The 14,731-nt window shown below is 66.5% G+C and carries 15 protein-coding genes and 1 riboswitch; of the genes, 10 read left to right on the top strand and 5 right to left on the bottom strand.

The features are described from left to right. Nucleotides 1-14 precede the first annotated feature (14 nt). Nucleotides 15-827 carry an exodeoxyribonuclease III gene (locus ACNQR1_RS32460; protein ID WP_418049622.1) on the top strand — a complete coding sequence of 271 codons (813 nt, stop codon included), beginning with the start codon at nucleotides 15-17 and terminating at the stop codon, nucleotides 825-827. A 12-nt stretch (nucleotides 828-839) separates the two neighbouring features. Here ACNQR1_RS32460 and ACNQR1_RS32465 read toward each other — a convergent pair whose 3' ends face one another. The 4 genes from ACNQR1_RS32465 to ACNQR1_RS32480 are packed head-to-tail and all read right to left on the bottom strand — an operon-like array spanning nucleotide 840 to nucleotide 4,934. After that, entirely contained in the window at nucleotides 840-1,577 is a 738-nt protein-coding gene (locus tag ACNQR1_RS32465) for a TIGR00730 family Rossman fold protein (protein WP_418049623.1), read from the bottom strand. Beyond that, the gene (locus ACNQR1_RS32470; protein WP_418049624.1) at nucleotides 1,574-2,215 is read right to left on the bottom strand and encodes a class I SAM-dependent methyltransferase; all 642 of its coding nucleotides are present in this window, start codon (nucleotides 2,213-2,215) and stop codon (nucleotides 1,574-1,576) included. The genes ACNQR1_RS32465 and ACNQR1_RS32470 overlap by 4 nt, the downstream gene beginning before the upstream one ends. Nucleotides 2,216-2,258: 43 nt before the next feature. Beyond that, entirely contained in the window at nucleotides 2,259-3,125 is an 867-nt protein-coding gene (locus tag ACNQR1_RS32475; protein WP_418049625.1) for an LppU/SCO3897 family protein, read from the bottom strand. Nucleotides 3,126-3,176: 51 nt separating this feature from the next. Then, nucleotides 3,177-4,934 (bottom strand): MFS transporter, encoded by a 1,758-nt coding sequence (locus ACNQR1_RS32480; RefSeq protein WP_418049626.1) that lies wholly within the window; start codon nucleotides 4,932-4,934, stop codon nucleotides 3,177-3,179. 226 nt (nucleotides 4,935-5,160) lie between these two features. Further along, nucleotides 5,161-5,270, top strand: a riboswitch (TPP riboswitch). Here ACNQR1_RS32480 and thiC point away from each other — a divergent pair. The 9 genes from thiC to ACNQR1_RS32525 all read left to right on the top strand — a co-directional run bounded on the left by thiC (nucleotide 5,261) and on the right by ACNQR1_RS32525 (nucleotide 13,428). After that, on the top strand, nucleotides 5,261-6,868 hold the full coding sequence (gene thiC, locus ACNQR1_RS32485) for a phosphomethylpyrimidine synthase ThiC (RefSeq protein ID WP_418049627.1): 1,608 nt from the start codon (nucleotides 5,261-5,263) through the stop codon (nucleotides 6,866-6,868). Its footprint overlaps the riboswitch before it by 10 nt. Then, the gene (thiD, locus tag ACNQR1_RS32490) at nucleotides 6,865-7,701 is read left to right on the top strand and encodes a bifunctional hydroxymethylpyrimidine kinase/phosphomethylpyrimidine kinase (RefSeq protein WP_418049628.1); all 837 of its coding nucleotides are present in this window, start codon (nucleotides 6,865-6,867) and stop codon (nucleotides 7,699-7,701) included. The genes thiC and thiD overlap by 4 nt, the downstream gene beginning before the upstream one ends. After that, nucleotides 7,698-8,330, top strand: a complete 633-nt coding sequence (locus tag ACNQR1_RS32495; protein ID WP_418049629.1) for an alpha/beta family hydrolase — start codon at nucleotides 7,698-7,700, stop codon at nucleotides 8,328-8,330. The genes thiD and ACNQR1_RS32495 overlap by 4 nt, the downstream gene beginning before the upstream one ends. Further along, complete coding sequence (locus ACNQR1_RS32500) at nucleotides 8,327-8,890, top strand: septum formation family protein (RefSeq protein ID WP_418049630.1); 564 nt, start codon at nucleotides 8,327-8,329, stop codon at nucleotides 8,888-8,890. The genes ACNQR1_RS32495 and ACNQR1_RS32500 overlap by 4 nt, the downstream gene beginning before the upstream one ends. A 46-nt stretch (nucleotides 8,891-8,936) precedes the next feature. Beyond that, nucleotides 8,937-10,316, top strand: coding sequence for a cytochrome P450 (locus tag ACNQR1_RS32505; protein ID WP_418049631.1), 1,380 nt, complete (start codon nucleotides 8,937-8,939; stop codon nucleotides 10,314-10,316). After that, nucleotides 10,313-10,582, top strand: a complete 270-nt coding sequence (locus ACNQR1_RS32510; RefSeq protein ID WP_418049632.1) for a DUF3303 domain-containing protein — start codon at nucleotides 10,313-10,315, stop codon at nucleotides 10,580-10,582. The genes ACNQR1_RS32505 and ACNQR1_RS32510 overlap by 4 nt, the downstream gene beginning before the upstream one ends. A 106-nt stretch (nucleotides 10,583-10,688) precedes the next feature. Further along, entirely contained in the window at nucleotides 10,689-11,615 is a 927-nt protein-coding gene (locus tag ACNQR1_RS32515; RefSeq protein WP_418049633.1) for a DUF5996 family protein, read from the top strand. Nucleotides 11,616-11,657: 42 nt separating this feature from the next. Continuing rightward, entirely contained in the window at nucleotides 11,658-13,142 is a 1,485-nt protein-coding gene (locus ACNQR1_RS32520; protein WP_418049634.1) for a flavin-containing monooxygenase, read from the top strand. 16 nt (nucleotides 13,143-13,158) lie between these two features. Beyond that, nucleotides 13,159-13,428 carry a hypothetical protein gene (locus tag ACNQR1_RS32525; RefSeq protein ID WP_418049635.1) on the top strand — a complete coding sequence of 90 codons (270 nt, stop codon included), beginning with the start codon at nucleotides 13,159-13,161 and terminating at the stop codon, nucleotides 13,426-13,428. Here the strand turns inward: ACNQR1_RS32525 and ACNQR1_RS32530 are convergent. Then, on the bottom strand, nucleotides 13,395-14,642 hold the full coding sequence (locus ACNQR1_RS32530; RefSeq protein ID WP_418049636.1) for a TetR/AcrR family transcriptional regulator: 1,248 nt from the start codon (nucleotides 14,640-14,642) through the stop codon (nucleotides 13,395-13,397). The genes ACNQR1_RS32525 and ACNQR1_RS32530 overlap by 34 nt on opposite strands. Nucleotides 14,643-14,731 lie beyond the last annotated feature (89 nt).

Raw genomic sequence — 14,731 nt, forward strand, 5'->3', positions numbered from 1 at the left:
TAACCTCTAACCCCATGCGCCTGGCCACCTGGAATGTCAATTCGATCCGCACCCGAGCCGACCGCGTGGTCGACTGGCTGGAACGTGCCGACGTCGACGTGCTGGCGATGCAGGAAACCAAGTGCACCGATGCGCAGTTCCCGATGATGCCGTTCGCAGCCCTGGGTTACGAGGTCGCACACATCGGGCTCAACCAGTGGAACGGCGTGGCCATCGCCTCGCGGGTCGGCCTCGACGACGTCGAGATCGGGTTCGCGGGCCAGCCAACATGGAGCAGCAAGCCGGAGGAAGAGGCCATCGCCGAGGCCCGCGCCCTGGGCGCGACGTGCGGTGGGGTGCGGGTGTGGAGCCTGTACGTGCCCAACGGCCGTACGCTGGCCGACCCGCATTACGCATACAAGCTGGATTGGCTTGCCGCCCTGCGGGATACGGCCTCTGGCTGGTTGAAGGAAGATCCGGAGCAGCCGATCGCACTGGTCGGCGACTGGAACATCGCCCCCAAGGACGAGGACGTCTGGGACATGGCAGCCTTCGACGGCAGCACCCATGTGTCCGAGCCTGAGCGGGCAGCATTCCAGGCCATGCACGACGCCCAATTCACTGACGTGGTGCGACCTTTCACAGAAGGGCCGGGAATCTACACCTACTGGGACTACACCCAGCTGGCATTCCAGAAGCGCCGCGGCATGCGTATCGACTTCATCCTCGGCTCCCCCGGTCTGGCCTCGCGCGTCACCGGCGCCGAGATCGTCAAGGACGAACGACGCCCCAAGAAGGGCACCACCGCTCCCAGCGATCACGCTCCGGTCGTGGTCGAGCTGGGCTGACGGGGCGCGGCGTCATCGCGCCGACGCCGTGATCAGGTCCACGGCTTCTGCCACACTGTCGGTGCAATGGATGAGGGCAAGGTCGGATTCATCGATCTTGCCGCCCGGCAGCACCGTGTTGCGGATCCAGTCGATCAAGCCCGACCAGTAGTCGACGCCGAGCAGGATGATCGGGAACTGGGTGACCTTGTGGGTCTGCACCAGGGTCAGCGCCTCGAACAGTTCGTCGAGGGTGCCGAATCCGCCCGGCAGGCACACGAATGCCTGCGCGTATTTGACGAACATGGTCTTGCGGACGAAGAAGTAGCGGAAGTTGATGCCGAGATCGACCCAGTGGTTGAGGCGCTGCTCGAAGGGCAGTTCGATACCGAGTCCGACGGAGTAGCCGCCCGACTCGCTGGCGCCGCGGTTGGCCGCCTCCATCGAGCCCGGGCCGCCCCCGGTGATCACCGCATAGCCGGCCCGCACCAGCGCAATGCCCAGTTCCTCACCCAGCCGGTACTCCGGCGAATGAGGTTGCGTACGGGCCGATCCGAAAACTGTGACAGCCCTGGGCATTTCGGAGAGGGCATCGAAACCGTCGACGAACTCGCCCTGGATGCGCATCACGCGCCACGGGTCGGTGTGCACCCAATCGGTGGGGCCGCGCCGGTCCAGCAGGCGCTGGTCGGCGGTCGAGGTGGCGCAGCGGTCCCGCCGGAGTTGTACCGAGCCGCGAATCTGGAGCTCGGTGTCGTCGTTCTCGGTCATGCGGGCTTGACGCCAACGGTGATGACGTCGGAGATCGGCGTCCACACGGGCCTGCGCACCCGGTGCTGCTCGACGACGGTCAATCCGGCCGCCTCGAACAGCGCCCGCATCTCTTTCTCGGTGGGGCTGTGTGCGGGCGCACCCAGGTCGGCCGACAGCGTGTGCAGCGGCAGGAAGGTGCGACGCGGGCTCATCGTCGTCACCGCCACCATGCCGCCGGGCGCCAGCACCCGGTAGAACTCCGCGAGTGCGGCGGGCTGGTCGAAGAAGTGAAATGCCGAGGTCGTCACCACCGCATCGAGGAAGCCGTCCTGGAAGGGCAGTTCCTCGGCCGGGGCCGACTTCCACCGCACCTGATCGGACCGCTTGCCGGCCTGGGCGAGCATGCCTTCGGACATGTCCAGGCCGTAGACCTCGTCGGGGAGTAGTTCACGCTGGATACGGTCGGCCAGGATTCCGGTACCGCAGGCGACATCGGCGATCTGACGGGCACCGCGCTCCTGCAGTTGGGCGATCACCTCGTCCTGGGCGGGTCGGTACACCCACCGCTGCAGGCAGCCCTGGTCGTAGGCCGGTGCGGCGAAACTCCAGAAGCGCGTGATGGCGTCGTTGAATCCGCGGCGCTGTGTGGTGGTCACGGCCCCGAGTGTAGGTCGGCCGGCACGCTGGACGCCCGAACGGCTACGACGGCTCCTCCGCGCAGTAGACCCGCGCCGGCTTGGGGAAGGCCACCGCCCGCGCCCCGGATTCACAGACGGAGGTGTCTGTCGATCCGTCGACCCTGTTGACGATCTTCGTGACAGCGCTCGGGTCGGAGCATTCCACCGGGGTGACGAGCTTGCTCGCTTCGTCGATGTCGAAGCACTCGCCCTCGTCGACATCCAGGATGAAGCAGTAGGTGCGGGACTGGTTCATGAGCACGGCGTAATCCGAGTCGTCCCGTTTGCCGTCCGGACACGTCGCGGAGCTGTCCCCTTTGGACGCCAATTCGTAGACGGCCTTTGCGTCGCTGCAGCTGACCGGGGTGATGCTCATGTCCGCCGCGGCGTACTGATCGCCGGTGATGCAATCCCCCACCGCCAGGCCACCAGAGCCGCCCACCCTTGAGGACCCGGAACCTGAGCTCGAGCCCGACTCCGACGTGCGTGACGCCATCCGACCAGCGAGCCCCAACAGGCCGAGTACCAGCAGAACCACACCGATCACGATCATCGCCGTGCCGGACTTCTTGGGTGGCGCACCGTAGGCCTGCGGGTAGCCGGGCTGCTGCGGGTAACCCGGCGGTGGATAGCCCTGTTGTGGATAGCCCTGCTGCGGGTATGCCTGCTGCGGGTAACCCGGCGGTGGAAAGCCCTGCGGATGCCCTGGTTGCGGATACGCGCCCGGCGGATACCCGGGCTGGGCGCTCGGCTTCGACCCGGACGACGAACGCCGAACCAGGCCGAGGATGAGCAGCAGCAGGCCCAGCCCCGGGATCAGCAGCGCGCCGAGGAGATAACCCGCGGAATATGCGGCGCTTCCGGCGGCGGCCAATGTGTGAGCGACCATACCGCGAGTATTTCACGACGGGCGACGAAAATCGTTTGCTGAGCAGCCCGCTCAGGCCTCGTTGTCGGCCCCGGTCTCCGTGCCATAGCGGCCCGCGCTGAACATCGACGCCACCGCACCGATCACCATCATCACGGCCGCGGCGGTGAACACCACCGTCAGGCCGGAATGGAACGGCTCGGTGATCAGCTGCGGGAAGAACGTCTGCCCGGTGATCACCTCCGCGTTCACTCCCGGCTGGTGCAGCGCGTCGTAGGGCGCGAGCAGTTCGGCCATCGGGTTGTAGCCCAGGAAGGCCGCGAACAGGCTGCCGACCGGGGGCAGGTTCGCCACATCGTGGGCCACCGAGGCCGAAACACCTTGCTGGGTAAGGCCGGTGGTCAACGCCGCCGGCAGGGTGTTGGCCAGACCGACGATCATCAGCGAGAAGAAGATGCCGATCGACAGCGAGTTGCCTGCGTTGAAGAACGTGGACCGCACGCCGGAGGCCGCACCGCGCTGATCGGCAGGCACGCTCGACATGATGGCCGCCGTGTTGGGCGCGGTGAAGATGCCGCCGCCCAGGCCGTTGAGGAACACCAGGATCGCGAACACCCAGTAGTCGAAGTTGACCGGGATCATCAGCAGCGCCACGAAGGTGGCAGCCATCAGCAGCATGCCGCCGACGGTCAGCGGCCGCGCACCGATGCGATCGGAGAGCGACCCGGCGATGGGCGCGGCGACCAGAAACCCGACGGTGACCGGCAGCAGGTAGATGCCGGCCCACAGCGGGGTGGATTCGAAGCTGTAACCGTGCAGCGGCAGCCAGATGCCCTGCAACCAGATGATCAGCATGAACTGCAGCCCGCCGCGGCCCACCGAGGACATCAGCCCGGCCAGGTTGCCCATCCCGAACGCCGCCGATTTGAACAACCGGATGTCGACCATGGGCGAGGACACCTTCAGCTCGACGACGCAGAACGCCACCAGCAACAGCAGGCCCACCGCGATGGAGCCCAGTACCCACGGACTGGTCCAGCCGGTGGTGGAGTCACCGTAGGGCTGGATGCCGTAGGTGATGCCGATCAGCAGCACCGTCAGGCCCAGCCCGAAGGTCAGCGTGCCGGCCCAGTCGAGCCGCCCGGCGGTGCGGACACCGAGTTCTTTCAGGGAGCGGTAGCTCCAGATGGTGCCGATGACGCCGATCGGCACACCCACCCAGAAGACGGCCTTCCAGTGCCACTCGGACAGGAACCCGCCGATCAGCAACCCCAGGAACGACCCGGCGACGGCGGCCACCATGTTGGTACCCAGCGCCATGCCGCGCTGGTTGGCGGGGAAGGCGTCGGTGAGGATGGCCGATGACGATGCCATCAGCATGGCGCCGCCGACGCCTTGGATGACGCGCCAGCCGATCAGCCAGACGGCGCCACCACCGAGTTGGAACGGGTCGAACGACAGCGCGATAGCGGCCAGGGTGAAGACCACGAAGCCGAGGTTGTAGATACGGACCCGGCCGTACATGTCGCCGAGGCGTCCGAACGGCACCACGAGGACCGCGGTCACCACCAGATAGCCCATCAGCATCCACAGCAGGTAGCTGACGTTGCCGGGGGCAAGGGGGTTCAGGCCGATGCCACGGAAGATCGCCGGCAGCGAGATCAACACGATCGAGGCGTTGATGGACGCCAGCAGGATGCCCAACGTGGTGTTGGACAGCACCACCCACTTGTAGAACGGGTGGTCGTGATCCATGCGTTTGCGCCGGTCGGCGGTCTCGGCCTGGGCGGCGTCGACGTCGCCTGCCGCATTCGTGGTCTCAGTCGTCATTCCGTCTTCGCTCTGGTTGCAATGAAAGGGCGGCTGGGCCCAACATGTTCAAAACACATATATTAGCTATACAAATCATGTGGGGGCAATCGGAGCGGGCTACCAATCCCGCCATCGCCGATTTCCACGTCAGGGGCGTAGACCGGCGCGACGCACAGCCCTCGTGTCGGAAACGGTGGCCTCCGGGGTTCCCCGGCACACATCGTCTGCGCTAGGTTGGGGCCTGCAAACCACACGCGGGAGTGCGCACGAGCGCACTGAGAGGACGGGTACGCCCGTCGACCGTACGAACCTGACCGGGTAATGCCGGCGTAGGGAGATGAAAAATGAGTAGTTCTGTTGTGGACCCATCTGTGACCACGGGTCCGATCACCGGGAGCACCAAGGTCTATCGCGAGATCGACGGGATGCGCGTGCCGTTCCGCCGGGTGAACCTCACCAACGGTGAGCATCTGGACCTGTACGACACCTCGGGCCCGTACACCGACGACGACGTGGCGATCGACCTGAACACCGGGCTTCCGCCGCGCCCCAACGTGATCCGCGACCGCGGCACCCAGTTGCAGCGGGCCCGCGCCGGGGAGATCACCGCCGAGATGGCGTATATCGCCGAACGTGAAGGTGTTTCAGCCGAGCTGGTGCGCGACGAGGTAGCCCGCGGACGTGCGGTGATCCCGGCCAACCACAACCACCCCGAGGCCGAGCCGATGATCATCGGCAAGGCGTTCGGCGTGAAAGTCAATGCCAATATCGGCAATTCGGCCGTCACCTCCTCGATCGGCGAAGAGGTCGACAAGATGGTGTGGGCCACCCGCTGGGGAGCGGACACCATCATGGACCTGTCCACCGGCAAGGACATCCACCAGACGCGGGAGTGGATCCTGCGCAACTCCCCGGTTCCGGTCGGCACCGTTCCGATCTACCAGGCACTGGAGAAGGTCAACGGCGACCCCACCAAGATGACGTGGGAGATGTACCGCGACACTGTGATCGAGCAGTGCGAACAGGGTGTCGACTACATGACGGTGCACGCCGGGGTGCTGCTGCGCTACATTCCGCTGACGGTCAAACGCGTCACCGGCATCGTGTCCCGTGGCGGGTCGATCATGGCGGCCTGGTGTCTGGCGCACCACACCGAATCGTTCCTGTACACGCACTTCGAGGAACTCTGCGAGATCCTGGCCCGCTACGACGTGACGTTCTCGCTCGGTGACGGGCTGCGGCCCGGGTCGATCGCCGATGCCAACGACGAGGCCCAGTTCGCCGAGCTGCGCACCCTGGGCGAGCTGACCAAGATCGCGAAATCCCATGGCGTGCAGGTGATGATCGAAGGTCCGGGCCACGTCCCGATGCACAAGATCGTGGAGAACGTGAAGCTCGAGGAAGAGCTCTGCGAGGAAGCCCCGTTCTACACGCTCGGCCCGCTGGCCACCGATATCGCCCCGGCCTACGACCACATCACCTCGGCGATCGGCGCGGCCATCATCGCCCAGGCCGGCACCGCGATGCTGTGCTACGTCACGCCCAAGGAACACCTGGGCCTGCCCGACCGCAAGGACGTCAAGGACGGCGTGATCGCGTACAAGATCGCCGCGCACGCCGCCGACCTCGCCAAGGGACATCCCCGGGCGCAACAACGCGACGACGCGCTCTCGAAGGCGCGGTTCGAGTTCCGCTGGCACGACCAGTTCGCGTTGTCGCTGGATCCCGACACCGCCCGCGAGTTCCACGACGAGACGCTGCCTGCCGAGCCCGCCAAGACCGCGCACTTCTGCTCGATGTGCGGTCCCAAGTTCTGCTCGATGCGCATCACTCAGGACATCCGCGACGCCTATCCCGACGGTGTGCCCGACGACATCGCCGAGGGCATGGCCGCCAAGTCCCAGGAGTTCGCCGACCACGGCAACCGCGTCTATCTACCCTTGACGACGTGAACTACTTGCCGTTGACGCCCGCGGGTGACACCCCGCTGCGGGTGATGACCATCGCCGGGTCCGACTCCGGCGGTGGTGCCGGGATCCAGGCCGACATGCGGACCTTCGCGATGCTCGGCCTGCACGGCTGCGTCGCGGTCACCGCGGTGACCGTGCAGAACTCGGTCGGCGTCAAGGGTTTCCACGAGATCCCGCTCGACGTCGTCTCAGGCCAGATCTCGGCGGTGTCCTCCGATATCGGCATCCAGGCCGCCAAGACCGGAATGCTGGCCTCCTCGGAGATCATCACCACGATCGCCGAGACCTGGCGGGCCGAGGGGCTGGCCGGAACCGTGCCGTTGGTGGTCGACCCGGTGTGCGCATCGATGCACGGCGATCCGCTGCTGCACCACAGTGCACTGGACGCGCTGCGAACGGAGCTGTTCCCACTGGCCACGCTGGTCACCCCCAACCTCGACGAGGTGCGGTTGCTCGTGGATGTCGAGGTCGTCGACCAGGCCTCGCAGCGGGACGCGGCACGTGCCCTGCATGCCCTGGGCCCGCAGTGGGCGCTTGTCAAGGGTGGACACCTGCGCTCGTCGTCAGCCAGCCCGGACCTGCTGTTCGACGGCACCGATTTCCACGAGTTCCGGGCCCCCCGCGTCGACACCGGCAACGATCACGGCGCAGGCGATACCCTCGCCGCCGCGACGGCTTGCGCTCTGGCACATGGTTATTCGGTTCCCCAGGCGGTCGAGTTCGGCAAGGCCTGGGTGACCGAGTGTATCCGCGCGGCCTATCCGCTGGGTCACGGCCACGGCCCGGTGAACGCACTGTTCCGGTTGCAGTCATGAACCTCGAGGCCATCGCGGGCGTCGCGCACGAACCCGAGGGACCGGCGCGGGGCGTCGTGGTCCTCACCCACGGGGCCGGCGGCAACCGCGACTCGGCGATGCTGGTCAAGCTGTGCGACGAGTGGGCCGCCCGCGGCTGGTCGGCCATCCGCTACAACCTGCCGTATCGCCGCCGCAGGCCGAAGGGGCCACCGTCGGGATCGGCAGCCGGTGACCAGGACGGGATCGCCGAGGCAATCGCCCTGGCCCGCACTCTGGCCGACGGCCCCGTGATCGCCGGCGGGCATTCCTACGGGGGGCGGATGACCTCGATGGTGGCCGCGGACAACGGGGACGCGGGCCCGGACGTGCTGACACTGTTCTCCTACCCGCTGCATCCGCCGGGCAAGCCGGAACGCGCGCGCACCGAACATCTGTCCCGCATCACGGTGCCGACGGTGTTCACCCACGGCACCTCCGATCCGTTCGGCACGATCGAGGAGCTCAGCGCCGCTGCGGCATTGGTGACCGGACCGACCGAGCTCGTCGTCATCGACGGTGCCCGCCACGACCTCGGATCCAAGCGCCTGGACGTGCCCGCCCTTGCGGTGGATGCGGCGTTACGGGCAGTCGATATCGTCGAACCATGACCTTCGCTCCTGGTCCTCCCGGCCCCACCGGTCGCCCTGGCCCCCTCGGCCACAACTACCCACCACCGCCGCCGCAGCCGTATTCCACCGGTCCCGACCAGTTCTCGGTGCCGCCGAAGAAGTCCGCGACACTCAAGTGGGTGCTGCTGGGTGTCGTGGTTTTGGTGGCGGTCGTGGTCGCCGCGGGCGCGGTGTTCTACCTCGCCCGGGACCGGGGCGCCACCGAGGCCAGCCAGGTCCGCTCGGGCGATTGCCTGACCGAGATCCCCGACAGCAGTCGCGTGCTGTACGTCAAGACGGTGAGTTGCGATCAGCCGCACAAGGGTGAGGTGTTCGCGGTGCTGCCGCTTCCCGACGGGAATTTCCCCGGCGACGCCGCGGTGGTCAAGTACGCCGACAAGTGCGCGCCGGCACTCACCCAGTACGCCCCGAACGCCAACTCGGAATCCGGCATCCAACTCTTCGTCCTGTACCCGACCGAGGACTCCTGGCAACGCGGCGACCGCACCGTGACATGCATCGCTACCAGCAAAAATCCCCGCACCGGCAAAATAGAGTAACGCACTACTCTAGGCCGGCCAGTTCCCGCGGCCGGACACTCGACGCATGGTCGAGATCGATTCGCGGACCGACGCAGCCACCCTGCCGCTCGCACCGCGCAACCCGCTGTCCTACCGGCAAACGATCAAGGCGATGCGGTCCTTCATCGAGGGGCATCAGCGGCTCCGCGACGCCGGAGGCCCCGTCAGCCGGATGGTGCTCGGCCCCCGGTGGCTGATCCCCCCGGTGCTGTTGGTCACCTCCCCGCAGGGAGCGCGCGACGTGCTGGGGCGCCGCGACGCGGTCGCCGATCGCGGCGGCGCCCGCAACATGGTCGACCTGCGCCGGCTGATGGGTGGCAACCTGCTGAACTTGCCGCATGAACGCTGGGTGCCGCGCCGGCGCACGCTGCAGCCGATGTTCACCAAGCGCAACGTCCCGCAATATGCGGGGCACATGGCCGCCGCTGCGCATTCGATCGCCGACGGCTGGGACGACGGTACGACCGTCGATCTGGATGTCGCGTGCCGGGCCCTCACGCTGCGGGCGCTGGGCCGGTCGGTGTTCGGCGTCGATCTCGACGAGCGGGCCGATGAGGTGGGCCCGGCGCTGCGTACCGCGCTGTCCTGGATTTCCGATCGGGCGGTCCGCCCGGTCAACTTCCCGCAGTGGGTGCCCACCGGTGGCCAACGCCGGGCGAAGGCGGCCAATGCCCGCCTCCATCGGCTGGGCGCCGAGATCCTCGCCGCAGTGCGGACCGATCCCGATCGGGACGCGCCGCTGGTGCGCGCGCTGATCGAGGCCCGCGACCCGGATACCGGCCGGCAGCTGACCGATGACGAAATCTGCGATGAATTGGTGCTTTTCATGCTCGCCGGGCATGACACCACCTCGACGACGCTGTGCTACTCGCTGTGGGCGCTAGGCCGCAACCCAGATCTGCAGGCCCGTGTGTACGAGGAAGTCGCGGCGCTCGGCGACCGCACGCTGACCCACGAGGACGTACCTCACCTCGAACACACCGTGCGGGTGCTGCACGAGGCATTGCGACTGTGCCCACCCGGCGCCGGCACGCCTCGGATGCTGAACGAGGAGGTGACCGTCGACGGCTACCGCGCCGAGGCCGGCACGATGGCGATGGTCAACTTCTATGTCATGCACCGTGACCCGGCGCTGTGGGACGATCCGCTGACCTTCGACCCCGATCGGTTCAGCCCAGAACGGTCGGCCGGCCGAAACCGTTGGCAGTACCTGCCTTTCGGCGGTGGCCCGCGCTCCTGCGTCGGCGATCACTTCGCCATGCTGGAAGCCACCCTGGCGCTGGCGACCATCGTGCGTGAGGTCTGCGTGAGCTCCCTGCACGATGACTTCCCGGTGGAGACCCCCTTCACCGTCATCGCCGCGGAGCCGATCCCGGCCCGCATCACGAGAAGGAGTACGCCATGAAATTCATCGTGCACTGGACCCAGTCGCAGGCGAACTACCGGGATGCGGTCGAGAAGTTCAAGAAGACCGGCGGCCAGGTCCCCGAAGGCGCGAAGATGCTTCACCGGTGGTGGGGCATGAACGGCCAGGGCTTCGCCATCGTGGAGACGGACGACGCCAAGGCCATGTTCGAGTCGGTCGCGGAGTGGGGGGAGTTCCTGACGTTCGACATCACCCCGTGCGTGGAGGACACCGAGGCCGGCGAGGTGCTCGCCAGACTGTTCTGACGACCTGGCCAGTACTGCCTTTCCGCCGGTGGTGAGTCCGGCGCGAAGCTATGCTCGCGGTGCCGCATGCCGACCGCGGTGCGGCGGGAAGGCAGGTGGCTGGCCCATGAGCACTCCGCCCGACAACGCCTGGCCCGCACTGCGGGTATCGGATTGGGAACCCACGCGCGACACCCTCCACATGTGGACGCAGATCGTCGGAAAGATTCGCCTGACGTATTCGCCCCTGCTCAACCACTGGTGGGAGGTGACGCTGTATGTGAGTCCGCGCGGGCTGACCACGTCATCGATCCCGTACCGAAACATGCTGTTCGACATGGAGTTCGATTTCATCGACCACGTGCTCGCGATCCGCACGAGCGACGGCGGGGCAGGCAGCGTAGCGCTCGAGTCGAAGTCGGTCGCCGAGTTCTACGCCGAAACTCTCGCCGCACTCGATCAATTGGGCATCGAAGCGCGAATCCACGCCCACCCCAACGAGGTTGATCCCGCGATCCCGTTCGCCGACGATCACCAGCACGCGTCGTACGACGCGCAGGCCGCCAATCTGTTCTGGCGCCAGTTGGTCCAGGCACACCGGGTGATCAGCGACTTCCGGGCGTACTTCATCGGCAAGGCGAGTCCCGTGCACTTCTTCTGGGGCTCGTTCGACCTGGCGTGCACCAGATTCTCCGGGCGCCCCGCGCCGGAGCACCCCGGTGGCGCACCCAACTGTCCCAATGGCGTGATGGTGGAAGGGTATTCGCACGAGTTGAGCAGTTGCGGCTTCTGGCCGGGCGGTGGCGCAGAGGGCGCCTTCTACGCGTACGCCTATCCCGAGCCGCAGGGATTCGCCGACTACCGCATCGGGCCGGACGCAGCCTTCTACAGCCCGGACTTCAAACAGTTCCTGCTGCCGTACGAAGCGGTGCGGACCGCCACCGATCCAGACCGTGCGCTGATGGAATTCCTGCAGTCCACCTACGCCGCCGCGGCCGATCTGGCCGACTGGGATCGTTCGAGCTTGGAGTGCGATCCGAAGCGCTGGAGCTGACCTCTCGACAAAGTACCCGGTACCTGCGGTACTGTCTGCAGCATGAGCCCGGGGGAATACGAGGCAATCATCGTCGGCGCCGGCTTCGCCGGCATCGGCGCCGCCATCCAGCTCAAGCGGCTGGGCATCGAGAACTTCGTGATTCTGGATCGAGAGGACGACCTCGGCGGCACCTGGTACGTCAACCACTACCCCGGCCTGGCCGTCGACGTGCCCACCACCACCTACTCCTACTTCTTCGAACCGAATCCGAACTGGTCACGACTGTTCTCCACCGGCGCCGAGATCAAGCGCTATGCCGACGACGTCGCCGACAAATACGACGCGCGCCGCCACATCCGGTTCAACACCACCGTCGAAGGTGCTCACTGGGATGAGGAGGCTTCGCGCTGGCAGGTCGCGCTGGCCGGCGGCGAGGCGCTGAACGCACGGTTCCTGCTCACCGCGACCGGCTTCCTGTCACAGCCGCATACGCCGGACATCCCCGGCATCGCCGACTTCGCCGGCAAGGTCATCCACACCACGGACTGGGATGAGAGCTACCGGCCAGACGGCCGCCGGATCGCGATCATCGGCACGGGCGCCACCGCCGTGCAGCTCATCCCGGAGCTGGCCAAGTGCGCCGCGGACCTGACCGTCTATCAGCGGACCCCGATCTGGGTCGTACCCAAGATCGACCTGAAGTTCCCTCCCCGGGTGCGCCGTCTGTTCGCCCGCGTACCGGCGGCGCAACGGGCGATCCGCACCGTCACCGACGCCATCTACGCGTTCATGGTCGACACCGCGGTGCTCAAGCACCGGTACTTCCGCCGGTTCAACATCGCCGCGGCCGACCTGGCCAAGCTGCACCGGTTCGCCTCGATCCGCGACCCGGAGCTGCGCCGCAAGCTGACCCCGGACTACGACTTCGGATGCAAGCGCCCGACGTTCTCCAACGGCTACTACCGGACGTTCACCAAACCGCACGTGCATTTGCAGGCCGACGGGATCGACCGCGTGGAGCACGACGGCATCGTCAATGCCGACGGCACCAAGACGGCCGTCGACACCCTGGTCCTGGCCACCGGGTTCGACCTGTGGGAGGCCAACTTCCCGGCCATCGAGGTGATCGGGCGCGACGGCCGCAACCTCGGAAAGTGGTGGCGGGAAACCCGATTCCAGGCCTACCAGGGCGTCTCGATGCCGTATTTCCCCAACTACCTGAGCCTGGCCAGTCCGTACGCCTTCCTGGGTCTGAACTTCTTCAACACGATGGAGTACCAGATGCGTCTGATGGATCGCCTGTTCGGCGAGGTCAAGCGCCGGAAGGCAACCACGTTCGAGGTCACCGAGGAGGCCAACAGCCAGTACCTGGACCGGATGACCGATGCGCTGGGCGACTCGTTGTTCACCCTCGGAAACTGCGCATCGGCACGGTCGTACTATTTCAACCCGAGCGGCGAGGCAACGCTGCTCCGGCCGATGACGACCCCCCGGGCCGTCGCCGAAGCTTCACGATTCCCGTTGAGCGACTACATATTTGCCTGATCAGAGAGGATCACACATGGCAGAGGGCAAGAACTCCAAGCTGGTCAAGATGGTCGGCCTCAGCGTCGCCGGCGCCGGTGTCTCACATTTTGTGAAGCCGCAGCTGTTCGAGTCGATCACCAAGCCGGCGTTCCCCAAGGACACGCAGAAGCACATCTACACCAACGGCGGCATCGAGACCGCGATCGGCCTGGGCCTCCTGCTGCCCAAGACCCGCAAGCTGGCGACCATCGGCACCCTCGGCTATGTGGCCTACCTGGCCGGCAACGCCGTCCGTAACCGGTAACGACCCAGCAGGGTCAGGTCGATCAGGACCGCGACGACGGCTCGGGCCTGCTCTGAATTCTGATAGTTGATGAGCCGGCCCAAGTCGATCACCAAGGCCATCGCCGCATGAACCGCGAAGCGCGCCTGCCCGGCACTCCATCCGGGGCGTACCGGCATGACGACCTCGACCCACGATTCCACGGCCGCACGCTGCAGGTCGCGCAGGATCTTCTGGTCGGCGGGCGTCATGTTCAGACGTTCGGTGTAGTAGACGTAGTCGAGCTCCGGGCGGTCGAACGACCGGGCCACGTAGGCGTCGATGAGGGCGCCCAGCGCCTGTTCCGAGTCCGACGCCGAGCCGAGGACATCCGACATGTCCGCCGACAACCGGTCGGCGGCACGCCGGAAGCCGGCCGCCAGAATGTCGGATTTTCCGGAGAAGTACCGGTAGATGCCGGAGGCGGGCATGCCGACCGCGGCAGCGATGTCCTCCATCGTGGTGTCCCGGTAGCCGTTCTGGTTGAACAGCCGCATCGATTCGGTCAGCAGCGCTTCGTATTTCGTCACACTCACCGCAGCGGGGGCCGTGGCCACGGGGTCGGTCGGACCGGGAAACTCGGGCAACTCGGCCGCCAGCACGCTGTCGCAGATATCGGCGAGCAGTGCCCGGATCTGACCGGCCGGCAGTTTGGACCGATGATCGACGACGCTGCCGATCACGCCGAGCACCGCGGTCGACAGGGTCCAGCGGGCCCGCGAACTGAGTTCAGGCCGCAGTTCCATCAGCGGGCGGTGTATCCGGCGGTGCACCGTGCGAACCTGCGCGTCCAGGGTGCTCTGGTCGTCACCGCGCAGATAACGCGCCTCCCAGCGGTACAGCCCACCGGATTCGCGGTTAACCAATGCGGTGTCGCTGAGCGCCGCGACGAGCCTGCGCAACTGCTCACGCGGGTCCCCGTCGGGCTCGTCGGCAAACGCCGTGCCGTCGACGAGTTGCTGGCTGAGGTTGAGTACGGCGTCGCGGAACAATTCGTACTTGCTCGAATAGTGCCGGTACAACGCGGCCGCCGAGATCCCGACCCGCGAGGCAATGGCCTCCATGCTGACGCCGTGGTATCCCAGCGCGCTGAAAGACTCCGCGGAGGCCCGCGCTATCTGGGCCTTTCGGTCTTTCGGACGACGTCGCACACCATTGGCACCACTGTCGATCGACCGGGGCGAGATGCGCGCCATTCCGTCACACTAACCGACCGAACAGCGGGGTCAAAATGGTAGTTCGGAAGAGAATAGTCATTAACATAGACGGCAATTACGTCGGATGG

Origin of the sequence: Mycobacterium sp. 48b (genome assembly GCF_048282725.1) — a bacterium.
Taxonomy (GTDB): Bacteria; Actinomycetota; Actinomycetes; order Mycobacteriales; family Mycobacteriaceae; genus Mycobacterium.